General features: G+C 43.9%; 22 protein-coding genes. 13 read left to right on the top strand and 9 right to left on the bottom strand.

Annotation, left to right across the window (positions count from 1 at the left end; translation table 11 throughout):
- Window positions 1-6 precede the first annotated feature (6 nt).
- The 4 genes from ruvX to ilvC are packed head-to-tail and all read right to left on the bottom strand — an operon-like array spanning window position 7 to window position 3,578.
- Window positions 7-390 carry a Holliday junction resolvase RuvX gene (gene ruvX / locus CCVT_RS03590; RefSeq protein ID WP_018136699.1) on the bottom strand — a complete coding sequence of 128 codons (384 nt, stop codon included), beginning with the start codon at window positions 388-390 and terminating at the stop codon, window positions 7-9.
- On the bottom strand, window positions 387-1,160 hold the full coding sequence (gene dprA / locus CCVT_RS03585) for a DNA-processing protein DprA (RefSeq protein ID WP_018136700.1): 774 nt from the start codon (window positions 1,158-1,160) through the stop codon (window positions 387-389). Before dprA ends, ruvX begins: the two co-directional genes overlap by 4 nt.
- Window positions 1,157-2,551 carry a divergent polysaccharide deacetylase family protein gene (locus CCVT_RS03580; protein WP_018136701.1) on the bottom strand — a complete coding sequence of 465 codons (1,395 nt, stop codon included), beginning with the start codon at window positions 2,549-2,551 and terminating at the stop codon, window positions 1,157-1,159. The genes dprA and CCVT_RS03580 overlap by 4 nt, the downstream gene beginning before the upstream one ends.
- A 4-nt stretch (window positions 2,552-2,555) precedes the next feature.
- Window positions 2,556-3,578, bottom strand: coding sequence for a ketol-acid reductoisomerase (gene ilvC, locus CCVT_RS03575; protein ID WP_018136702.1), 1,023 nt, complete (start codon window positions 3,576-3,578; stop codon window positions 2,556-2,558).
- A 143-nt stretch (window positions 3,579-3,721) separates the two neighbouring features.
- Here ilvC and CCVT_RS03570 point away from each other — a divergent pair, with 143 nt between their 5' ends.
- The 6 genes from CCVT_RS03570 (at window position 3,722) to rpsR (ending at window position 8,817) form a co-directional block, all read left to right on the top strand.
- Window positions 3,722-4,540 (top strand): HDOD domain-containing protein, encoded by an 819-nt coding sequence (locus tag CCVT_RS03570; protein WP_018136703.1) that lies wholly within the window; start codon window positions 3,722-3,724, stop codon window positions 4,538-4,540.
- On the top strand, window positions 4,537-6,462 hold the full coding sequence (locus CCVT_RS03565) for an RNB domain-containing ribonuclease (protein WP_018136704.1): 1,926 nt from the start codon (window positions 4,537-4,539) through the stop codon (window positions 6,460-6,462). Before CCVT_RS03570 ends, CCVT_RS03565 begins: the two co-directional genes overlap by 4 nt.
- Window positions 6,462-7,460 (top strand): DNA polymerase III subunit delta, encoded by a 999-nt coding sequence (holA, locus tag CCVT_RS03560; protein WP_018136705.1) that lies wholly within the window; start codon window positions 6,462-6,464, stop codon window positions 7,458-7,460. The genes CCVT_RS03565 and holA overlap by 1 nt, the downstream gene beginning before the upstream one ends.
- Before the next feature lie 74 nt (window positions 7,461-7,534).
- Window positions 7,535-7,963 (top strand): 30S ribosomal protein S6, encoded by a 429-nt coding sequence (gene rpsF / locus CCVT_RS03555; RefSeq protein ID WP_009650208.1) that lies wholly within the window; start codon window positions 7,535-7,537, stop codon window positions 7,961-7,963.
- 13 nt (window positions 7,964-7,976) lie between these two features.
- Window positions 7,977-8,543 carry a single-stranded DNA-binding protein gene (locus CCVT_RS03550; RefSeq protein WP_018136706.1) on the top strand — a complete coding sequence of 189 codons (567 nt, stop codon included), beginning with the start codon at window positions 7,977-7,979 and terminating at the stop codon, window positions 8,541-8,543.
- Between the two features lie 13 nt (window positions 8,544-8,556).
- A complete protein-coding gene (gene rpsR / locus CCVT_RS03545; RefSeq protein ID WP_009650290.1) occupies window positions 8,557-8,817 on the top strand; it encodes a 30S ribosomal protein S18 in 261 nt (86 codons plus the stop codon).
- 33 nt (window positions 8,818-8,850) lie between these two features.
- Here rpsR and CCVT_RS03540 read toward each other — a convergent pair whose 3' ends face one another.
- The 3 genes from CCVT_RS03540 to CCVT_RS03530 all read right to left on the bottom strand — a co-directional run bounded on the left by CCVT_RS03540 (window position 8,851) and on the right by CCVT_RS03530 (window position 12,475).
- Window positions 8,851-9,159 (bottom strand): hypothetical protein, encoded by a 309-nt coding sequence (locus CCVT_RS03540; protein ID WP_018136707.1) that lies wholly within the window; start codon window positions 9,157-9,159, stop codon window positions 8,851-8,853.
- A gap of 248 nt (window positions 9,160-9,407) precedes the next feature.
- Entirely contained in the window at window positions 9,408-11,819 is a 2,412-nt protein-coding gene (gene lon, locus CCVT_RS03535) for an endopeptidase La (protein ID WP_018136709.1), read from the bottom strand.
- A gap of 8 nt (window positions 11,820-11,827) precedes the next feature.
- The gene (locus CCVT_RS03530; protein ID WP_018136710.1) at window positions 11,828-12,475 is read right to left on the bottom strand and encodes an outer membrane protein assembly factor BamD; all 648 of its coding nucleotides are present in this window, start codon (window positions 12,473-12,475) and stop codon (window positions 11,828-11,830) included.
- A gap of 137 nt (window positions 12,476-12,612) precedes the next feature.
- Between CCVT_RS03530 and fliW the strand changes: the two genes are divergently transcribed.
- From fliW to CCVT_RS03495, 7 genes are all read left to right on the top strand, one after another.
- Window positions 12,613-12,996, top strand: a complete 384-nt coding sequence (fliW, locus tag CCVT_RS03525) for a flagellar assembly protein FliW (RefSeq protein WP_018136711.1) — start codon at window positions 12,613-12,615, stop codon at window positions 12,994-12,996.
- Between the two features lie 56 nt (window positions 12,997-13,052).
- A complete protein-coding gene (locus tag CCVT_RS03520) occupies window positions 13,053-16,856 on the top strand; it encodes a hypothetical protein (RefSeq protein WP_018136712.1) in 3,804 nt (1,267 codons plus the stop codon).
- On the top strand, window positions 16,850-17,515 hold the full coding sequence (locus CCVT_RS03515) for a type II secretion system protein (protein ID WP_169765117.1): 666 nt from the start codon (window positions 16,850-16,852) through the stop codon (window positions 17,513-17,515). Before CCVT_RS03520 ends, CCVT_RS03515 begins: the two co-directional genes overlap by 7 nt.
- Entirely contained in the window at window positions 17,515-18,414 is a 900-nt protein-coding gene (locus tag CCVT_RS03510; RefSeq protein WP_026175488.1) for a prepilin-type N-terminal cleavage/methylation domain-containing protein, read from the top strand. Before CCVT_RS03515 ends, CCVT_RS03510 begins: the two co-directional genes overlap by 1 nt.
- A complete protein-coding gene (locus tag CCVT_RS03505) occupies window positions 18,414-18,863 on the top strand; it encodes a type IV pilus modification PilV family protein (protein ID WP_018136715.1) in 450 nt (149 codons plus the stop codon). Before CCVT_RS03510 ends, CCVT_RS03505 begins: the two co-directional genes overlap by 1 nt.
- 81 nt (window positions 18,864-18,944) lie before the next feature.
- A complete protein-coding gene (gene hpf / locus CCVT_RS03500; RefSeq protein WP_018136716.1) occupies window positions 18,945-19,472 on the top strand; it encodes a ribosome hibernation-promoting factor, HPF/YfiA family in 528 nt (175 codons plus the stop codon).
- Between the two features lie 45 nt (window positions 19,473-19,517).
- Entirely contained in the window at window positions 19,518-20,279 is a 762-nt protein-coding gene (locus CCVT_RS03495) for a phage Gp37/Gp68 family protein (RefSeq protein ID WP_026175489.1), read from the top strand.
- A gap of 161 nt (window positions 20,280-20,440) precedes the next feature.
- On the opposite strand, the gene CCVT_RS03490 is transcribed toward CCVT_RS03495, so the two are convergent.
- A complete protein-coding gene (locus CCVT_RS03490; protein ID WP_018136718.1) occupies window positions 20,441-21,010 on the bottom strand; it encodes a DUF1523 family protein in 570 nt (189 codons plus the stop codon).
- 192 nt (window positions 21,011-21,202) lie between these two features.
- The gene (locus tag CCVT_RS03485; protein WP_018136720.1) at window positions 21,203-23,443 is read right to left on the bottom strand and encodes a nitric-oxide reductase large subunit; all 2,241 of its coding nucleotides are present in this window, start codon (window positions 23,441-23,443) and stop codon (window positions 21,203-21,205) included.
- Between the last annotated feature and the right edge of the window lie 109 nt (window positions 23,444-23,552).

Raw genomic sequence — 23,552 nt, 5'->3', positions numbered from 1 at the left:
TTTAGCCTAAGCAATGCCCAAATATCGCTTCAAAATCAGCATCGCAGCTACGCTATCAAGCCTACCGTCGCGCTTGGTATCGGTGTAAATTTCACTCGCTTCAAAGCTACTAAACGCCTCATCTTGATAGACTATCTTGACCGAGGTCTCAAGCAGCGATACGAAATGCTCGATCCTACGCCGCATCTCCTCTTCGCTACTACCACCTTTTGGCACTCCGACGACGAGCGTATCTGCGCCGTATTCTTGCACTCTGGTGCTCACTTCGCGGGCTGCTTGGTTGCGATTTTTCCTTAAAATCGGCTCTTGAGGTACGACGATGCCGCCCGTGCCAAAGGCCACGCCTACTCGTTTTAGCCCGACATCTATCGCCATAAATTTTTCGCTCATAGGGCTTTTACTCTTAAATTTGATATCTCAAGCTTGCCAAGAAGCTCGTATTCGTAAATTTTATCGCCAAATTTCGATAAGGCATCGTCCAAGCTCGCTCCGTTTTTGCAAAATTCTAAAATTTCATCGCTTGAAGATGCGAATTTTACATCGCCAAATTTCGCCGCAAACTCGTCGTAGTCGCTTATCAGCGTGGCTTTGCCTTCGCTTAAAAGCTTATTCGTACCACCGCTTTCGTTGATGCGCTGAGGCAGGACAAACACCGGTACGCCAAGCTCTCCGGCCAGTCTCGCACTTTGCATCGAGCCGCTTTTAACGTCGGCCTGAGCTACGACTAGCGCCTCGCAAAGCGCCACTACTATGCGGTTGCGCTCTAAAAATCTATAAGCAAGCGGCGGCTCGCCGTTTTCGTATTCGCTAAGGGCCAAGGAATTTTCGTAGATTTCTTTTATAAATTTTGCATTTGAGGGCGGGTAGATGATATCAAGTCCGCTTGCAAAGATACCGATAGTAAGGGGCATCGCGGCCTTATGTGCAGCGATATCCACTCCGATAGCTCCGCCGCTCACGACGCAAACACCGGCATTTTTCAGTCTAGTGCAAAGATCTCTCACGCACTCTTTAGTATAAACGCTCGCCTTTCTAGAACCCACGACTGCGACCTTTGGTAAATTTAAAAGCGAGACATCGCCGATCGCGTAGAGTCCTTTTGGTGTATTTTCAAGATGCATCAAACAAGCGGGCAGCTCGTCTCTAGCTAAAAATTTCATAAAATTTCTTTGAGATAAACGACGTCGACATCGCGCAAGATCGTATCTTTGCTCTCTTTGATGACGTCTATGGTATTTTTCTTTGGATGCCCGATAGCTATCGCGTAAGAGCGTTTTTTAGCCAGCTCTACGGCATTTACGAGCTGCCTGCGCACTCCCGAGCGAGACGGATCGTCATCCAAAAAAATATCGCGCGAGATGTATGGCTGCGAGTATTTTCTGGCGACCTCGGCAACTACAGTATGGCTGATGGTCTTGCTGTCCATAAAGATGAATTTCTCGCTTATGAACGCCCTGTAAGCCTTATCCATCGCGTCATAATCGCTCGTAAATTTCGATCCGGTGTGATTATTCATATAGACTGCGCGAGGGAAGTCGGCGCGTATCTTTCGTATCCTTTTTAGTATGCTCTCAAAGCTATCGTTAGTGTTTAGAGTGCCGATCTCGGGGTGATCAAAGTGCTTTGCCTGCATAGGCAAGTGTATCATGTGAAATTCAAACCCTCTTGCGATATTTGGGGTATTTGGATGATCTTTGGTCATAGGAAATATCGACGGAGTGAGCTTTAGCCCGGTCGAGCGGATCATGCTCGCATGCTCATACGTTGCCACGTCGTCGATTATTATGACTAGCTTTGGCCTGCCGCTAAATTTTTTAGTCGGCACGTAAGGAGCGGGGCTGAATTCTTGTCTTTTGCTCTGTTTGCCTTGTTTTTTAGGCTCCGGTTTTTGTGACTTTAGCTCTGGTTTTTCGGATTTGCCGGCTAATAAACCTTGATCGTGTTGCGTTTTTAAAGGAGTGGATGAAGCCTTGGGCAAAGTTTTGTTTTCATCTTTTTGCAAAATCGGCGCGACGCTTGCGTTTAGCTCGGTTTTGGCAGATACGTTTGCCTCAAAAACGGCAGTCTCGTTTTTATCCTTTTTGACGCTACTTTGAGCGATAGCGCTTGGTAAATTCGCTAGTAAATTCTTAGTGTCGTTTTGCTCCGATCTTTGCTCGGTCACAGCTTTTACAGACTCTTTTTCGGCGTTTTTATGTTCTTGCTTTTTCTCTTTTGGGACGGAGAATTCGTCCTTTTTCTTGGAATTTGCAAAAATTTGACTTAAATTTTCATCCTCGTCAAATTTCAGCGGATATTTTCGCCTCTCATACTCTTTTTTGACCACGGGGGCGCTTTTTGTTACGGGAGCTGCTCTGTTTTCGTGCGTATTTTGCACTATTTGCGGCGTCGTATGGACTTGCGGAGTGTTTTTATTTACGCTATTTAAGGCTACTGTAAGCGTCATCACCAAAAGAACGGCAAGTAACGTTACACCTGCATAAATTTTATTTAAAGAGCGCCCTTTTTTAGGCTTTGAAGGGTGCTTTTTCGTAGCTTTTTTTTCGCTCAAAATTTTAGTTTTTGTTTTGATCTACGAGTTTGCCGGCACTTATCCAAGGCATCATCGCGCGTAGTTTTTTACCGGTTTGATTTAGTAGCGAACGCTCCGCGATGCCGCGCTCTGCGTTCATCCTCACATATCCGGCTTTTCTTTCAAGTATGAAGTCTTTTGCAAATTTGCCGTTTTGTATCTCTTTTAAAATCTCTTTCATCGCTCTTTTGCTCTCTTCGCCTACGACACGTCCACCGCTCACGTAGTCACCGTATTCTGCGGTGTTTGAGATAGAGTAGCGCATGTCAGCCATGCCACCTTGATACATCAGATCGACGATGAGTTTTAGCTCATGGAGGCACTCAAAATACGCCATCTCAGGCTCATATCCGGCCTCAACTAGCGTCTCAAATCCTGCATTTACAAGAGCGCAAAGCCCACCGCAAAGCACAGCCTGCTCGCCAAAAAGATCGGTCTCGGTCTCGTCTTTAAAAGTAGTCTCGATGATGCCTGTTCTACCTCCACCTATCGCGCTTGCATAGCTTAGAGCGATTTGCTTGGCCTGCCCGCTGGCATCTTGCTCGACGGCGATGAGATCAGGGATGCCGCCACCGCGGACGAATTCGCTCCTGACGGTGTGTCCGGGCGCTTTTGGAGCGATCATGATGACGTCTATATTTTTAGGAGCTTTGATCTGACCAAAATGCACGTTAAAGCCGTGGCCAAATGCGATAGCTGCGCCGTCTTTTAAATTTGGCTCGATCTCTTTTTTATAAATTTCAGACTGAAACTCGTCTGGTGTGAGGATCATAACGACATCAGCGTCTTTCGTAGCTTCGCTGACGATCTTTACATCAAAGCCCTTAGCCTCGGCCTTTGCCCAGCTTTTACCGCCTTTTGCGAGACCGATCACGACCTTTACGCCGCTGTCGCGTAAATTTTCCGCGTGCGCGTGTCCTTGCGAGCCAAAGCCGACGATAGCGACTTTTTTACTTTGTATGAGGCTAAGATCACAATCTTTGTCATAGTAGATATTTACTGCCATTTTTTACCCCTAATAATAAAATTTCGGGAAATTATACACCTCATGAACTCAAATGTCGCTGAAATGGCAAAAAGGCGGTTTAAGTTTTATAAAAAGCCAATTTTGGTAAAATGGCCCAAATTTTAATACAGAAAGTTAGCATAATGAACGACTCTATATATAAAAAGATCAAAGCCCTACCGCCACTTGACGACACGGTCATCCAGATCCAGAGGCTACATGCGGACGAAAACAGCTCCATAAGCGACCTAACCAAAGTCGTCGAAAAAGACCCGATGCTTACGGCAAATATCTTGCGTTCGGCAAATTCGCCTTTATATGGATTTTCTCAGGAGATCACGACCGTTGCGCGCGCTATTTCGCTTTTTGGTATGGCGACGATACGAGGTTTCGCACTTTCAAGCACTATCAAGAAAAGCTTTTCGATAAATTTAGAACCATACGGTATCACAGCGCAAGATTTTTTAAATATTTCCACTATCCAAAACGCACTGATGTATAACTGGTACTCAAAAATCAAGCCAAAAAGCCTTGAAATCTTATCTCCGGCTTCCTTTATGCTAGAGATCGGCAAGATCGTCTTGGCGCACGAGCTGACAGAATATAACGAGGACGAGGAATTTAAATCAAGACTGAAAAATATCGTCTATCCAAGCGATCTGGCACTACTTGAGACGGAATTTTTAGAGATCACCAACGAAGAGGTCACGGCTAAAATTTTCGAACAGTGGAATCTAGAGACCGAGCTCATAAACTCCATCCTCTACTCAAACGACCCGGAGGAAGCTCCGGAACACATAAAAGAATACGCAAAGGCGCTGAAGGTCATAAAAACGGCTGTGAATATATTTAATCAGCTTGATGACGTGAGCATACAAAACACACTTCCACTTCTTGATGAATACGGCTTTGGACACGATACATTTTTAATGGCGACGGCGAAAGTCAAAGACAATCTGTGAAGGAATTTCTCACTGCCCTGCTAAGCGGCGTAAAAGAGAAAGAGATAAACAGCGAGAGCAAAGAGGTTTTACGAAACCTCTTAAATTTAGGCGCCGCGAGCTTACATAAAGATAAATTTTACCTAAACAACGGCTTTGTCTGCGGCAAACTAGACATCAGTGCGAATGGCACTGGCTTTTTGATGCCGTTTGACAAGCGCTTCAAACAAGACATCATCATAGAAAATAAAAATTTAAACAACGCGCACTTTGGCGACATCGTGCTGGCAAAGCTGCTACCGCTTAAAAAAAAGCGTCAAAGCGCTAAGGTCGTCATGAGCCTAAAGCTAGCCAACGAAACCAGCGTCGTTTATACGAAGCACTTTGGTGCGGCTGTGCTTGGCGTAAATTTAAAGACGGGACTCAGCCTGGCGCTAAAAGCCAGTCAAAAAAGCCTAAAAGCGCTTCCTATCGGGACACTTTTAAAGATAAATAACCTAAACAACGAAATAGTCGAAGTTTTAGGCAACATAAACGATCCTTTCAGCGATGAGAAAATTTCACTCGCCCTATACAACAAAAATGATAAATTTAGCGATGCTTGCGAGCTTGAGGCGAGCGCTTGGGGAGATGAAATAGATCCTAGCATGTATCCAAACCGCGTGGATCTGCGAAATTTAGAATTTTGCACGATAGATCCGATCGATGCCAAAGACTTTGACGATGCGATATATTTTGACGAGCGAAACCTCAAAATTTACGTCGCGATCGCCGATGTGAGCGAATACGTGAGCGCCTACTGCGCCATAGACAGCGAGGCTAAAAAACGCGGCTTTTCTATATATTTTCCGCACAAGGCCATACCGATGCTGCCGCGAGCGCTGAGCGAAAATATATGCTCGCTTAAGCCAAACGCCCCGCGCCTTGCGTTTTGCTTTAAAATTTCACTTGATAGCGAGCTAAACGTGACGAAAGAGGAGCTTTTCGAGGCGATCATCGTTTCAAAAAAGCGCTTTAACTACGATGAGGTCGATGAGATTTTAGAGGGTAGACGAAAGAGCGAAATTTCGTGGATAAAGCCACTCTTTGCGGTCACGACTAAACTTCGCAAAAAGCGCCTCGTGCACGCATTTGACTTTCACACGCAAGAGCTCAGGATGAGCCTGGATGAAAACGGCAAAATTTCAGCTACGCGCTACGAGAGCGACTCAGACTCGCACAGGCTAGTCGAGGACTGTATGCTACTGGCCAACAAAGCCGCCGCAAAACGCATAAAAAAGGGCGTCTTTAGAAATCACGCCGCACCAGATCTAAAAAAAATAGACAATCTTTTAAACGATCTGGCTGCGCTCGGGCTTGACTTCGTTTATGAAAACGATCTTGCGAATTTGATACGAAAGATACAAGCCAAAGCCCAAGCTATCGGCAACCGCGAGGAGATAGACAAGCTCATCATAAAAGCGCAGAAAAAGGCCGAATATGCAAGTGAAAATTTAGGCCACTTCGGACTTGGATTTGACAGATATACGCACTTCACTAGCCCGATCAGACGCTACTCAGACCTCATCTTGCACCGCCTTTTAAAGGCAAATTTAGCCAAAGACGAGAAGCTTTATAACTTTTTGCTCCTAAATATCGAAAGCACCTGCTCAAATTTGAGTGAGCTTGAAAGAGAGGCCGATAAGGTCGCGTTTGATTTCATGGATAGGAAATTTGCACGCTGGGCGAGTGAGAATATCGGCAAACAGGTCATTTGCTATATCAGTGAAAATCAAAATATCCTAGTAGCAAAGCTAGACGATGAGTTCGTGGGTGCTAGAATTTTCATCGCGGGCTACACCTGCGAGCTCCTACAAAGGGTCTTGGTCGAGATCAAAGAGGCCGATATAGCCTCGGCAAAGATAATCGGCAAGGTCGTTTGCAAGCTCGAAAAGAGAATTTGATGTATAGAAAAGAGCTAGAAAATATCCTTGCAAACGGCAATGTGAGAAATTATTTTTTACTCTTTGGTGCGGATGAATACCAGATCGAGCTTTACGGCAAGGAAATTTTAAATTTATATTGTGCTAGCGACGCAAACGTGCTAAGCGTCTATTTTGACGAGTATGACTTTGCCAGGACCAAAGCTCACATCAGTGAGCCGTCGCTCTTTGGCGGCAAAAACGTGCTTCACATAAAAAGCGATAAAAGGATACCCGGCAAAGAGCTAAAAGAGCTCGTAGCGGCATGTCAAAAAGACGCAAATAACTGCTTTTTGTTTGAATTTTACGAAGCGGACATGAAGCTCGCACTCGAGGTGCAAAAAATTTTCGAGCCAAATTTCGCGAGATTTTTTAAGCCCTCAAACCCTGACGAAGCTGTGATGCTACTAAGCAGACAAGCCGGCAAGATCGCTCTAAACATCACGAAAAACGCACTTTACGAGCTATATTTCATACATAATGAAAATTTATATCTTGCCGCAAGCGAGCTAAACAAGCTTGTAAGCTTAGACATGCATATCGAACAAGACGATGTCAGGAGGCTGGTTTTCGGGCTTGGAGCCGTGAATTTCGACGATTTTTTCAACAAATTTATAAGCCTTAAGGATATAAGGGGGGATTTTTTCGCATATGAGCAAGATCCCAGCTTTAATGAAATTTTACTTCTGAATTCGCTTTATAAAGCGTTTTTTAGGCTATTCAAGCTTCATTTATATATCAAGATCAACGGGAAATTCGACGTAAAAGACGCTATCGGCTATGCGCCTCCGCCAAATATCGCAAATATGCTAAAAACGCAAAGTTTGTCTTTAAATTTAAAGGCTTACAGGCAAATTTTTACCGCTTTAAATTTAGCCGAGCTAGAGCTAAAAACAAACCCTAAAATAGACAAAAATTCGTTTATCTTGGCCGCTATTTTAAACTTGCAGAATTTAATATCAACAGCAAACATTAAGTAAAATGAAGCTATAATCAGCACTCGCTTAAAGCATCCTTGCTCGCACAGCGAGCTTAATACCCATAAGGAGAATCAATGAAACATTACGAGCTTTTATTCATTCTTAAGCCTACATTGACTGAAGAAGAAGTTAAAGCGAAAGTCGACTTCGTGAAAGAAGTTATCACCAAAAATGGCGGCGAGATCGCGACTGTCGTAGAGATGGGCACAAGAAAACTTGCATATACCATCAAAAAATACGAGCGCGGAACGTATTTCGTCATTTACTACAAAGCGCCACCTGCACTTTTGGCAGAGCTTACTAGAAACATAAGGATCACTGAAGATATCATTAGATTCTTAAGTGTCAAGTACGAGAATAAAAGAGAGATCGCAGCGTGGGAGAGACTTTGCAAGGGCATCAAGCAAACTATCAAAAAAGAACCTCGCGAGCCTAGAGAGCCGAGAGCTCCACGTGAGCCCAAGGCGGAAAAGATAGAAGAGCAAACCTTCTCGGAAGAATAATCAAGGATAAAAAATGTTCAATAGAGTAGTTTTAGTCGGAAATTTAACCAGAGATATCGAGCTTAGATACACTACTAGCGGCTCGGCTATCGGCAACTCAGGTATCGCCGTCACACGTAAATTTAGCGTTAATGGCGAGAAACGCGAAGAGACTTGCTTTATTGACATCACTTTTTTTGGAAAGCAAGCTGAGATAGCAAACCAGTACCTAAACAAAGGCTCGAAGCTGCTCGTCGAAGGTAGATTGAAATTTGATCAATGGACCGACAACAACGGACAAAATCGTAGCAAACACTCCATAAGCGTAGAAAATATGGAGATGCTAGGTGGCGGCAACTCTCAGCAAGGTGGATATAATCAAAATAATCAAGGTGGCGGATATTCGCAAGGCGGATACAATCAATCAAGCTACAATAATAGCGGCTATAACGCGCAAAGCGGCGGCTATAATCAAAATTCCCAACAGCGACCGCAAAACCAGCAATCCGCTAAAAAAACCGAAGAATATTATGATGACAAAGTCCCTGATATCAATGTCGACGCCGACAAATACGAGAGCGACGACACAATACCGTTTTAATTAAGGATCAAAAATGGCAGAAAAAAGAAAATATTCACGCAAATACTGCAAATACACAGAGGCAAAGATAGATTTTATCGATTACAAAGATACTTCGCTTTTGAAGTACTGCTTGTCAGAGAGATTTAAGATCATGCCAAGACGCCTAACCGGCACATCTAAAAAATACCAAGAAATGGTAGAAAAAGCGATCAAAAGAGCACGCCACGCAGCGATAATACCTTACATAGTCGATCGCAAAGACGTAGTTACAAACCCTTTTGAAGGGATATGATCCAAAAAAGCTTAGTCCATTCGGGCTAGGCTCTCACTTTTTACTGCATCTATAAAGCCCCGCTTGCGCTACCAGTGTAAAATGTCTAAAATTTGATCTTTTCAAAAGCTTTTCATATTTTTTACCAGCCTCTTTTAGTTTGCCATCTTGCTCTAGCTTTTGCGCCGCTTGTGAAATTTTGCTTAGTTCCTCGTATTTTTTCAGATTAGCATCAAATTCTTTTTTAAAATTTTGCTTTAAATCGGGTTTTCTCTCATATAAAATTTCTCGAGCCCTCCATAACTCGATTATACTTTTTGAAACTACAAACAAAAGCTCCTCTATCTCAAGCTTTTTCATCATTTTGAGATTCATTTTTGTATTTGACAAGCTCTGCACCTGCGCTATCTAGACACTCCAAGGCCTCACCAAGATAAATACCTATATATTCCAATGTCATTTTTTCTCCTTAACACATTTATTTTTTATATCAATAACTAATATCAAAATATTATATAGCAATAACTTAAGTATCTATAAAGTTTTATAATCATCAAACAATAAGGTCTTGATTTCATGCAGTCAAAGTCGGTGCTATGCCGACTTTGAGATTATTTTACAAGTGCGTTTTTGAGTACTTCGTCTATCGTATCGACTGCGATTATTTTCATATCTTTTTTTACCTCTTGAGGTATGTCGTCAAGATCGCGGTCGTAGTTTTTGCGCGGTATGAGAGCGGTTTTTATGCCTGCTTTATGCGCTGCTATGAGCTTTTCTTTTAGTCCGCCTATCGGTAGCACCTTTCCGCTTAAAGTGATCTCGCCGGTCATTGCCACGTCATGCCTGACCTTGATGTCTGTTAATATCGACGCGATCGCCGTCACCATCGTTATACCAGCACTTGGTCCATCCTTTGGCGTAGCGCCCTCCGGCACGTGAAGATGCAGATCAAACCTACGATAAACGTCGCTAGGTTCGAGCTTTCTTTTATCATCGTCAAATTTTGGCACGATGTTCATCGGCACTTTGAGCTTTTTATTATCTATCAGCACCTTGACCACGCTAAATGCGATCTGAGCACTCTCCTTCATCACATCGCCCAGCTGCCCCGTGATCTGCATGCCGCCTTTGCCTTGTATGCGTATGGCTTCGATCCTCAGCACATCACCGCCTACGCTAGTCCATGCCAGGCCATTTACCTGCCCTATCTGATCTTTCTTATCGGCCGGCTCTATCTCATAGACTTTCTTTTCTAAAAATTCTTTTAAATTTTTAGCCGTGATCACGACCTTGCTTTCACTTTTTTTAGTCAGGATATTTTTGGCGACTTTTCGCAAGATGTCAGCTATCCTACGGCGTAAATTTCGCACTCCGCTTTCGCGTGTGTAGTCGCTTATGATGAGCTCGAGCGCATCTTTATTTATACTAACGTCGCTTAGCCTTAGCCCGTGCTTTTTGAGTTCTTGGGGCACGAGATATTTTTTAGCTATCTCGAATTTCTCCTGCGGCGTATATGAGCTTAGCTGGATAAATTCCATCCTATCGCGAAGTGCAGCCGGTATGGTACTCACGTCGTTTGCGGTGGCTATGAATATCACCTTGCTAAGATCGATATTGAAATTTAGATAATAATCTCTGAATTTATTATTTTGCTCAGGGTCTAATATCTCGAGCAAAACGGCAGTCGGATCGCCTCGGTAGCTCCTACCGACCTTGTCTATCTCATCTAGCACGACGACAGGATTCATCTGCTTGGCTTCGATGAGTCCCTGCACTATGCGTCCTGGCATCGCTCCGATGTAGGTGCGCCTATGACCGCGAAGCTCGTTCACATCTTCAAGTCCGCCCAAGGCTATACGCACCAGCTCGCGCTTTAACGCTTTAGCGATAGAATTTGCAAGGCTCGTTTTACCGACTCCCGGAGGCCCCGCAAAGCATAAGATCGCTCCGTTGTTTATCTTTTCACTGATGCCCCTAAGCTCAAGTAGCTCACGAAGCGCAAAATACTCCTCTATACGCTCCTTTGGCTTTTCTAGGCTATAATGATCGGCGTTTAGATGCTTTGAGACTTCGGCGATAGATGACTTTTTCTTGGCTACGTTTTCAAACGGCACCTCGACAACCCAGTCGAGATAGCCTTGGATGGTATTCGCATCAGCCGAGTCAGGGTGCATCCTGCTTAGCTTATCGATTTGTTTTTTTATCTCCTTATAGGCATCCTCACCCATAAATTTTTTCTTAGCCTCGAGCTTTTTGCGATACTCCTCTATCTCCTCCTCGCGGCTACTATCACCGCCAAGTTCGGCTTGAATTTGCTTTAGCTGCTCTTTTAAAAAATACTCTTTATTGGTCTTATCTATCTTTGAATGAACCTTGTTTTTTATCTCTTTTTGCAGCTTATTGGCTTCGATCTCCTCGATCACGTAGTCGATGAGCTTTAAGAGGCGTTGCTCTAAATTCTCCTCTATAAAAAAGCTATAAGCTATCTGTTTTTTTAAGCGCAAGGCGCTTGATACGAGATCGCACACACGAGTCGCTTCGGCACTTTCCTCGATAGTCTTTAAAAGATCGGGCGGGAAAAAATGGCTAAACTGCGCCAGCTCCCTGACCTTCTCGCGTAAAACCACGATGAGCGCGTCCGTCTTTACCTGCGAAGGTCGCTTCACATGTAGCATGTCGACGACTCCGCGCAGAGGATTTACGCCGGTTTGCTTTACAATGCGACCCTTGTCGATGCCCTGAAATAAAATTTTTACTCGTCCGTCTGGTAGCGGCACTCGGCGCATTATCGTGCCGATGACACCGGCGTCATATATGCTGTTAAAGTCGCGTGCACCGTCTTGTTGCGGTTTTGAGGGCACGACCAAGACCGAGGTCTCTCGCTGCACGGCAAGGTCAAGCGCGTGTAAATTTTCCTCATCGCTCAAAAAAAGCGGCGTTATCATAAAAGGATACAAAAATAGCTCGTCTTCGACGATTATCGGGATCTCGGTAGGTAAAATTTTGTTTTCATTTATTTGCAAGATCGCTCCTATTCGAATATTTTTCTATACCAAGCCACGTCAGGTTTGATGAGGTCGGCATCTTTTAGAGGCGACGACTCGACTCTTTCCTTGTAAATTTCAGCCGATACGTCACGTCCGGTGCGCTTATATAGATCCTCGATCTGTATATTTAGATAGTAAAGCGAGAGCTTGAATTTTATCAGCATAGTTTCGATGAGTGGTCTAAATTCCGTATTTGGATACATGTAAAGAAATTTTTCTATCTCTTTGACGCTGTCTTCCATGAGTTTTTGGTTGCGATTTGGCTGAGAGAAAGAGTCGAAATTCGCCTTTATTTTAAGGTATTGGGCAAATTCCGTCTTAGGACCGCCGTCGCCGTATCTTTTTATGTATTCGTCAAGATAGTGGTTGGCTAAAAGATACTCTTCTTCATTTACGTGAGCCTGAGCCAAAATGAGCAAAATTTGCTCCAAAAGCGGACTGGCTACGTGCTCGCTAGCCATCGAAGTATAGTGTTTATCTGCCGCTTCAAGATCGCTGTCTTTGATATCGGTTATTATTTGCGCGTACCACTCATCAGGCGTGAGGTTGTATAGTTCGGTGTATTTTTCAGCACATCCGCCGATCAAAACGATAAAGCCCAAAGTCGCAATAAATTTTGAAATTTTACGCATATTTTTCCTTAAGAATTTTGATTTTGGTATTTTACATTTTTTGCCATTATTTTTGCCTAAATTTACATAAATTTATCATTTTTTGTATTTTTATTTAAAAAATGGTAAAATGCCCCAAATTTAGAAAAGGAGAAGGTATGACATTTAGCGTAAAAAGCCCTATATTAGGCTTTGAGCACATAAAAACGATGGAACTCATAGAGCTTGATAAATTTTTTGTAAAATTACAAAGCAAAGATGACGAAACTTCATTTACGATGATAAACCCTTTCGCACTTAGAAGCTATGAATTCGACATCCCTAGCTACTATGAGGAGCTGATGGATATAAAAGACACGAGCCAGCTTAGAATTTACAACATCATAGTCGTATCTTTGCCTCTTGAGAAATCAACGGTAAATTTTGTCGCGCCGATAGTTTGCAATATGGACAATATGACGCTGTCACAGGTGGTTTTGGATGTTGGGGCGTATCCGCAATACGGACAAGCCGAACCGATAGAAAATTTTATACAAAAATAAAATTTCATAAGCGCTAAAGAAGTCGGACGCTTTAGCGCAGTAAAGAAGCTACAAAAATGAGAATTTTAAAGACACTTACGCTTACGCTTATTTTAAGCCAGACGCTTTTTGCAGTCAATGACTTAAATGGTCTATCTCACAATATAGTAAGAAAAGACTACCAAGGAGAGCTTGGTTTTACAGACCTTAAGGACTACGAAAGCCTTACACCAAGAGATGCCAGCAAAACAAGAAGAATAAATGGCGATATAGAAGTCATAGGAGCTACGATATCTGTGCCTAAAAATGGTGGATTTAATTACGAACCAAGCAGGAGGGATATATATGTGAGCTCACTCACAGACGTTAGATTCTTAAAAGAAAACCCAAAATATCAAACGAATTCATCGTATGCAAAATTTAACTTTAGTAAGCCTAAAAATCAAAACGGACAAGAGGTTGCAGTAGATATAAAAGCAAAAGACGTAGTATTTGCTAGACTATACTGGGCCGGAGGTATGTCGTCTAGCAGCTGGCAAGGAAATCCAAGTCAAGCAAGCCTAACAACTACATTTTTTAACCTCATAAAAGACTTCAATAAAATAAAATTTGGAACACCGGATGGCAAATATTATGATTTTACGGCATCGCAGACCGATACTAGATGGTATGGCTCATTTACTAGAAAAGGTATGCAATTCATGTATCATACGAGCTATGATGTAACAAGCATCATACAAAGTATGGGGGATCTGGTTCTTAATAATGCCACATTTAGTGCCGGTAATATTAAATCATCAGAGGGTCAGCCTGGTGGCATAAGGATGTTTCGTGACGGAGATTGGCTTGGTGGATACAATGGCTACGCCTTTTCTGGACACTATGGTGGCTGGAGTTTGGTCGTAGTATATGACTTGAAAGACGATACAAAGGCAAAAGCAAAAAATGTAACCGTATTTGACGGACTATATATATTAGCGCCTATTCATAATATAGGCGTCAAAGAAACAAAAGTAAAATTCGACGGCTTTTATACACCTAGTAACGGGGACATAAAATCAAGCTTGACTGTTTTAGCATTTGGTGCAAAAAAAGAAGTCAACAGCGAAAACATAATGATCAAAAAAGGTGGCAGATACGAAGTGGTAACATCCGCTAATAACCCTGCAGGCGGTCAATTTAACTCAACCATAACAAAATTTGGCAATTATGTAGATGGCAATAAAAAATATAATAACCAAATGGATCTTGATACATACGATATATCAAATCACATAACAAATAGACAATATGAAGCTGAGGTAGCACTGCAAGCAAACGTTATCCAAAACGGGGTAACCATACTGGGTGATAGGGCAAATATCAGCTTCGTTGCCTTTTCGACTGATGTATATATACCTCACGTTTGTTATGACGAGAAAATCTTGTTACAATCAAAAGACGGTGGTGGCTTTAAAGAGCTGGCAAAAAAAGGCTCGGGAGCTCCTACGCCGGCAAAAGAGGGAGATACCCTAAGATCACAAGTAACTATACTAAATCAAGGAAACGAAACTGCCGAAAATATCTCGATAAGCACGAATATAAGCGATAAAACAGGTACATACTCACCAAATTCAACATACGTAAAACCGTATGCGAGCGGGGGATTTAGTATAAGTGCTAGTGACAAAGTAAATGATAACAGCGGACTTCAAAAGCGTATAGGCAAAGATCTGCAGTTTTTTGTAGGACAAAATGCCAGTAGCGGCTCAGGCGGAAATTTAGCAAAAAACAACAAGGCGTTCATACAATACGATCTTACGCTTAAAAATAAATTTGAAGAAACCGGATATCTGGCAAAATTTTCAAACAAGAGCATAAAACTAGAATATAACGGCGCTATCAAGAAATGCGAGCAAATAGAATACGCCCTAAAAATAATAAAAGATCAAAATCCTCATGATTTCATACCTACCACCGTTGCCGACCCAAAAGATACCGATAAGCTAAACATATACACCCAGCTTGCAAATAAACCTTTTGATCTAAACATAGTCCATACCAAAGGCGGCAAGATAACCCAGGCCGAAGACGATGTCGAGCTTGACGTAAAGATAGTGGATCAATGCACCTCTGACGAGTCTTTGATCGCAGGAGCTGCCCCGATAAGAAAAGCCACATTCACAAGCACGCAAAGCGTAGCCAAGATAAAAGATATAACGATAGAAAAGCCATATACATCTTTACACGTAAAGCTTTACTACACAGATCCGATCAACCACAATGTAAAAACATCTTGCGAAAGCTACGATCCTTTTGCCGTCAGACCAAAGGAATTTAAGCTTTATGATACGCAAAAAAAGACCGCTTCACTACCACTTAGCCTCACCGGCGGTCTTGGATATAAAAATGTCGGACTCATAGCTACCGACGCTAAAAATCAAGCCGCAAAAGGATACACTAGCCTGCTTGAAACCTCCGGTAACAATATAGTTTCGTTCCTCCCTGAGCTGCCAAGCACATGCGTCATCAGCGAAAGTCTAAAAAAAGAGCTTGTTTCAAATCTTTTGAAAGCGGAATTTACAAACAGCAATACCGCGGTAGGCTCACTAAAACGCAATATAAAAGGCGCTGCCAAAGCGAGTGACGACAGCTTTTTCTACCCTGACATAGGCGATGCGAAACTCATAGTCATAGACGGCTCATATACGGCTGTCGATCAGGCAAACGGCGACTGCATAGTAGGTAGCGATACTGCCACCAAAGACGCCAGCGGTAAGATAGGTTGCAACATCGCTCTAAAAACGCCTACGTTTAAATTTTTACCAAAAGATTTGCTTATAAGCGACTTTAAAATTTCAGACTTTGGCAATAATATGACCTATCTCTCAAATAGCGCTGATATGGCGGCTGCCGCGAGCTTTGACCTCACAGCAAGGCTAGGCAACGATAAAACGGCAAGGCTTTATTCAAAAGGCTGCTACTCGAAAAATGCCAAATTTACGATCAGCACGGATAAGATAATCAAAGACTACACCGACAACAAATCAGCCGCTCTTACAGACGACGACAACGGAAAGAAAAGGCTAAACGACGAGATACTATTTTTTAGCGATAGTATCTCTGCAGCCAAAAAATCAGCAGGCGTTGCGGCAAACGACGGATCTTACGAAGTCGCTGCCGATGGGTTTAAGGATGGTATCGCGCAAAACAGAATTTTATTCAACTTCGCAAGGCTCACGAATTTAGCCAAAAATCCTTTCAAGGCTACAAGCGATATATTCAACTTTCAAAACATATATGACACCGATGGCGTCAAAGGTGCGACCTACACCAAGCCTGCCACGGCTAATCTCACGTCCGCAAAATTCTACTACGGACGCGTTTATGCACCGTATTACGAAGGGCCAAAGAGCGGCTTTGATGCCGATGTCTACTATGGGGTTTATTGTGACAACTGCAGCGCAGACTATGTCTCGACGGGCTATGGCAGCTCATGGGAGAAAATGCCAAGCACTACTTCATGGCATGTAAATCCGCTTCACGATACGAACAAGGGCTACGTGAGCAAATACGAATCGGCCGCAAATAGTAGCATTGAGCGCAAAGATCTTGCGTCTACGGCCGTGCCTAAAATAGCTAGCGGCAAAGAGAGTATAATTTTACGAAACACTCGTGCGACGATGGATCTGATAAAAATGACCGCGCCGCAGTGGCTGATACACGATGCTTTCGACGAAAAAGCCACTACGAGCGACTTTAACGTGAAATTTATAGATAAAGGCAAATGGGCCGGCAAGGCTTTGAGGCCCGATGGCAAACGAGACGAAGTGGGCGAGATAATAGGTGGCAGTGATCTTAAAAATTTAGACGATAAAACGAACAGAAGAATAGAATGGTAAAAAGACGCGGATTTTCATTGATAGAGCTCATACTCTCTATCGTCATCGTAGCTATCGTCAGCCTCAGCCTACCGCTTGTGATGAAGCTCACATCGCAAACGAACGCAAAGGCGATGACGCAAGAAAGCATCATGAACGCCAAAACCTATATGTCCTTGATCCTAAAAGCTCCTTTTAGCAAAGAGACGGTAAAGACTAGTAACGGCGCTCTGTCTCCTAGAGTTTATGAGGGTGGCGATATAGACGAGCCTACCTTTTATGAGAAATTTGGACTAAATGGCGATGGACGCAGGATATTTTATAACTTAACCAGAAGAGGCAACATCGACAAGTCGTCTACGACCGGTAACAATGAAGAATATATCTCCAAAAAAAGTATAGATGACTTTGCGACCAAAGAGCTGACGATAAACTATGACAAAGACAAGGGCATAAAGCTAAAGCGCGACTATGTCGTAAAGTCGCTATACTCGGTCGTAATAGAAAAAAACAAACCAAATGAAGTATTCAAAGACGCCTCGTCAAAGGACATAAAAGAGGTCGTCATAAACGCACTATCTTACGGCGATAATAGAGAGACTCAAACGAACGTTACCCTTCAAGGCTTTGTGGCAAACATCGGCGATAGCGGGTTTTTGATAACCAAAGTGTGGCGTTGATGCGAAAAGCTTTTACGCTTGTGGAGCTCATATTAGTTATCGTGATCCTTGGCATCATCGCATTGATGACGCTAGACATGCTCTTTAACGTCTATAAAAACTACTCGCAAAGTAAGATCATAAATTCCTTAGAGACTCAAACCGAGCTGGTGCTGGAGCAAATTTCAAAACGACTGGGATACCGTATAAAAGAGAGCGTCATCGCCAGGAAGCCGGACAATACATATCTAGCGCTCAATGATGAGAATGTAAATTTTGACTATACGGTTTTAGAATTTATCACCTACTCTTACGAGGCTTTTGCCGCCGGCATTTATAGCGGACTAGCCGATCTGTCCATCAGCTCGGCGGCAAACGGACTGGTCTCTCCGAGAAGTAAATTTGATGTGTATAGCAAGGTTGATGGCAGCGATCAAACGGCTAGGCAGATGTTTAGCGACCTTACGGACGGCAAGGTGGATTTCACGAAAGATAACGGCGGAGTGGCGGTCGTCTTTAAAGGGATCGCCTACGATGTAGAAAAATCATTTGGCTATCAGCCTACTATAAGAAACGGCGAACTTGATGTCGCAAGAGCCAGCGTCAAGGACGGCACTACTCTTAATATCTCAAACTATGACGGCAAGAGGGTCTCGGAGCAGTATCACTTGGCATATACGGCTTACGCTATCAGCACGGGAGAAAATTCCGCGCAAGGTGACTTCGACCTCATACTTCACTACAACTATCGCCCGTGGATGGGTGAAAAATATGATAGCCAAAATACCCCAAAAGCTACGCTCGCCAGCCACGTAACTCGCTTTAACTTTATAGAGCAAAACGGAGTCATAGCCCTAAAGCTTTGTATAAAAGCTGAAAATTCCGAAGCGACTATCTGTAAAACAAAGGCAATATACTGATGAGACGTGGATTTAGCCTGCTTGCCGCGATATTTTTCGTAGTCGTGACCTCCTCTCTTTGCATGCTCGCACTATCGCTGTCAAATACCACATCAAGGCAAACGAGCGAAATTTACCTAAGAGAGCAAGCCGAGCTTCTAGCACAAGGTGCGACCGAGTATGCGGTGCTTGAAATTTTAAATCACGACTTCAAAAGCAAAGGCTGCCTACCTAGCGTAAAAGGAAATTTCAAAAACGACGCGAATCCTATCCTCACCTACGAGGTGGATATAACGTATTTTGGAGATATCGGTACTTGTGCTGGCATACCCGTACAAAGCAAAGAGAGTGCAGGCACCGTCATGCTCGACGTTTTCGTCAAAAGCTACGGCTACGATGAGAGCGACCGAGATAAAATGAAAACCCCAAACCCGATAGCTTTTCACAAGCGAACGCTTCAGAAACTTTAAAATTTTATAAAATTTTTAACTTATATGTGATTTCAGCTTGGTTGTGTTATAATCGATTCACTTTCTAAAAAGGAGTTTGCAATGAACATAAGCATTGTAGGAAAGCAGTTCGAGCTTACCGAACCGATCAAAAGCTACATCCAAAATGCCTTCGAGTCGCTTGCTAGATACAACCTCGACATCATTTCAGGCAGATGCGTCGTCTCAGCCGACGAAAAACAGGGCAAAAAGGGCTTTAGCGCTGAATTTGCTCTAAATATGGCGCGCAAAGACACGATAGTCATCCGCCAAAAAGACAAGGACCTTTACGCTGCTATCGACCTTGCGATAGACCGCGCGGCTAAGGTTTTGCGTAGAGAGCATGACAAGATGACGACCGTCAAAGGCAAAGACGACGGTAAAGAGGTCCGCGCTCGCATAGGCGAGGAGTCCATCGAGGGTGTCGACGAGATCGTGCCTATGGAGCTTGAGCTTTACAAACCGCTCGAAGTGGAAGAGGCGCTTGAAAAGCTAAAAGCCAGCGATATGCAGTTTTATGTATTTAACGATATCGACGCCAAAATGCGCGTCATCTACAAAAGAGCCGACGGGAAATTCGGCCTTTATTGATTACTCCTTGGGGCGGCTTCGCCCCTCCCTACTTTAAATCCCACGATGAAGCGATACCAAAATTTCACATTTTCCACATGGAATCCCACTATCGGATGCCATAAAGTAAGCGCCGGCTGCACGAACTGCTACGCCGAGGTCATGGCAAAAAGGCTGCAGTCGCTGGGAAATGAGATTTACAAAGACGGCTTTAAATTTAAAATGCTACCAAGCCGCCTAAGAGAACCTTTAAAGGCCAAAATGCCGACGATATTTTTCGTAAATTCCATGAGCGATCTATTTCACGAAAACATGAGCTTTGAGTTTTTGGACGAAATTTTGACGATCATCTCGCAAACCCCGCACCATCAGTATCAAATTTTAACCAAACGACCACACAGGATGCGCGCATACTTTCTAGCACGTCATATCCCCAAAAATGTCTGGCTGGGCACGACGGTCGAGTCGTCTTTCGTCAAAGACCGCATCGATCTCATAAGAGATCTAAGCGCCAGCGTCAAATGGCTCTCATGCGAACCGCTGATAAACGACCTTGGCGAGCTAAACCTTAGCGGCATCGACTGGGTAGTGGCCGGCGGAGAAAGCGGCGCAAAGGCCAGAGCAATGAAAAAGCAATGGGCGCTAAATTTAAAAAGCGAATGCGATAGGCAGGGCGTGGCGTTTTATTTCAAGCAATGGGGCGCGTGGGGCGAGGACGGCATAAAGCGCGATAAAAAGGCAAACGGCGCTGTGCTAGGGGGCAAAATTTACAAAAACTATCCGAAATTTAGCTCTCAGCCAGCAAAAGAGAGATCGCTTTTTGACTGACGTGAGGCTAAATTTAGCTGTTTTACCTTTGTGGTTGCTTGGCAAAGTGTTGATTTTTAAATTCCAGACACTATTTTAGTATATTGACGCGAATTTTATTTGGCTTTGCAAAGTCGGCTAACTTGCGAAAGAGAGCCGAACTTACGGCGCGATTTATGCGGTTATTTCGCCGTTTCACCACCTTGCTTCGTCTCTTGTCTGAAAAATCTAAAAACCGCCCTTATCCAAATGATCATCGACACGAGCAAGATCACGTAAAAGACGTAGCTCATCACAGGTCGCGCGATCTGCTCGTTCTCGCCGAGCTCTTTTATCGAGACGGCATTTCTAAACTCGTCAAACATCGCGATGCGCCAGCCGTAAAATTTTATCTGCACGGCCTTTTGACTGCCCGCGAAGCTCTGCGCCCTAGCCTGCAAGTCAGCGGAGTTAAATTTAAAATAAAAAGGAAATCCCCAGCGCGTATCCTCGTTACGATATGGCATCACCTTGTCGCCGACCTCTTGCTTGGTGTAGATAAAATACACATCGCGCGTCGGCCCATCGGCTGGATTTGAGGCATCTATAAACCCGTCCTTGTCCATTCGCTTGACCTCGCCGCCTGTTATCAGAGCTTTATCGTAATGCGGAAACGCAAAATCTACCATAACCGCCAAAAATAGGTGCAAAAGCACCACAAAAACTACGCAGATCATCTTTGAAAATTTACGCAAAGTATCAAGAAAGCTCATCAAATTTCCTTAAATTTTTTGATGGATTTTACAAGGATTTTATAAATAAATGGATTTTTACGTATAAAAACCAAAGCGACAAACACCTAAAATTTCGCTCGCATAGACGTAAATCTTGGCTTGGTCTCAAACATTCTAGAGAAGTAAAATTTAAAGTATAGCAGCCAGGTTGACCCCGGCTGCTAGTTAGATTTACGCCTTGGCGGTTGCTTTGCCAAAGACGAATTTAAGGATCTGGATAAAGAAGCATAGACCGCCGATGATAAATATCATATCGCCGATCATCCTTAGCCATCTTAGATCTTGTAGATGTGATGATTGTAAGAATTCAGCGCTTCTAGCATACCACATACCTACATTGAGGCTGGCGATAGCTTGATATATACCTATTGGAAGCAGTGATAAAAGTATCATCAGCATGAGCCCCCAATTTAGCGACCAAAAGCCGATCTTCATAAGCTTGTCGTCAAATTCTTTGCCTTTAAAGACATAAAGCGCCACAAGCCAAACAAAGCCAAGAGCCAAGAACCCATACACGCCAAATAACGCTGCATGCCCGTGAACAGGCGTTGTATTTAGGCCTTGTATGTAAAATAGCGAGATCGGAGGGTTGATGAGAAAGCCAAACACTCCAGCGCCCAGCATATTCCAAAATGCGACTGCGATGAAGCAATAAAGCGGCCATTTAAGCGTTTTCGCCCAGCTAGTTGCAAACTGAAGTCTATAATGCTCGTAAGCCTCAGCTCCAAGAAGCACCAAAGGCACGACCTCAAGCGCTGAGAAGCTAGCTCCTACCGCCATTATCGGTGTAGTCGTTCCTGCAAAGTATAAATGGTGGAAAGTACCGGGAATTCCGCCTATCATAAACAAAGACGCACTGGCAAGCGTCGAAAACGTCGCCATCCTCTTTGAGACAAGGCCTAAAGATACGAACACGAACGCAAGCGAAGCGGTCGCAAATACTTCAAAAAATCCCTCGACCCAAAGGTGAACGACCCACCAGCGCCAGTATTCCATCACAGGCAGCGGGCTTCTTTGTCCGTAGAATAGCCCCGCTCCGTAAAACAGACCAACAGCGATAGCCGACATAGCAAAGATCGCTAGCAAATTCTTGTCGCCGCCTTGTTTGAAGCCACCGACGAATCCGCGGCAAACTAGCACCATCCAGATGACAAGACCTACAAAAAGTATAAGCTGCCAAACACGGCCTAGCTCTAGATACTCGTATCCTTGGTGTCCAAACCAGAAGCTTAAATTTATAGGCATGATGTGCGCTATGGCTAGGTATTCGCCTACGAAGCTTCCTACGACTAAGATAAGAAGCGCGTAAAAGAGCAGATCCACGCCAAGCTTTTGAAATTTCGGATCCTTACCGCCGTTTATGATAGGAGCTAAAAATAGGCCTGCCGCCAAAAATCCGGTCGCTATCCAAAATATACTAGCTTGTATGTGCCAGGTGCGCGCTAGCGAATACGGGATGTATTGCGAAACGTCGATACCGTAAAATTCTTGCCCCTCGACCGTATAGTGCGCCGCGAAGCCTCCTATCATGAACTGAAAGACAAAAAGCGCGATCGCTACGAAAAGATACTTGCCAAGCGCCTTTTGAGACGGAGTGAGTGCTAGACGGCTGAGCGGATCCTCACTGATAGGAGTAGGCTTCTCCTCATCATGCTTGCCGTAAAACGAACTACACCATACCAAAAAACCGATACCAGCGATCAAGATCACGACGCTTGCGACAGACCAAAAGATATTTTCGCTGGTCGGGACGTTGTCTATGAGCGGCTCGTGCGGCCAGTTGTTAGTATATGTAGCTTCGCTGTTAGGACGATCGGTCGCCGTAGCCCAGGCAGCCCAGAAGAAGAAGTTGTTTAGATCCTTTCTATCAGCCTCGCCAGGCAAGGTGTTTTCCTTCATAGCGTAAGCCTCTCTTAAAGACTTGAATTTAGGATCGTTGCCAAAGAGTGCGGAGTATTCGCTAGCGACTGAATTCATCGCTGCGATCCTATCTTTGCTTAGCGTGATCGTACCGTTTTTGACGGTATTGGTGCGGTATTCTTTTTTGAGGATGACCTTTAGATGCGCTTTTTGCTCGTCGTTTAGATCCTCATACTTGGCGTTGTAAATTTCGCCCGCTTTGATCTGTAAAAACGCCATCAGCTCTTTGTGTAGCCAGTCTGCGCTCCAGTCAGGCGCCTGATACGCTCCATGTCCCCAGACCGAGCCCACCTGCATGCCGCCGATGCTCTGCCAGGCCTCTTGACCCTTGTAAATGCTCTCCTCCTCGATGACGACATTGCCGCTCTCATCGACGAAGCTCACCATTGGCGGAGACTGTCTATACACCTCCGCGCCGTAATAGCCCAAAAACCCAAAGCCGATGATCAGCACCGCGACCAGTGCTAACCAATACCTCTTGTATTCACGCATCTGCGCTCCTTTTCCTAAAATTTCGGAGTAAGTTTATCTTTTTTTGAGGCCTAAAATAATGATGTATGTCAAGAAGGAGAGCAAATTTCTCCTTTTGGTGAAATTTTAC

Source organism: Campylobacter curvus (assembly GCF_013372125.1).
Lineage (GTDB): Bacteria > Campylobacterota > Campylobacteria > Campylobacterales > Campylobacteraceae > Campylobacter_A > Campylobacter_A curvus.
Note: the sequence above shows the minus strand (reverse complement) of the source record. Positions and strands in the feature narration are given on the sequence as shown.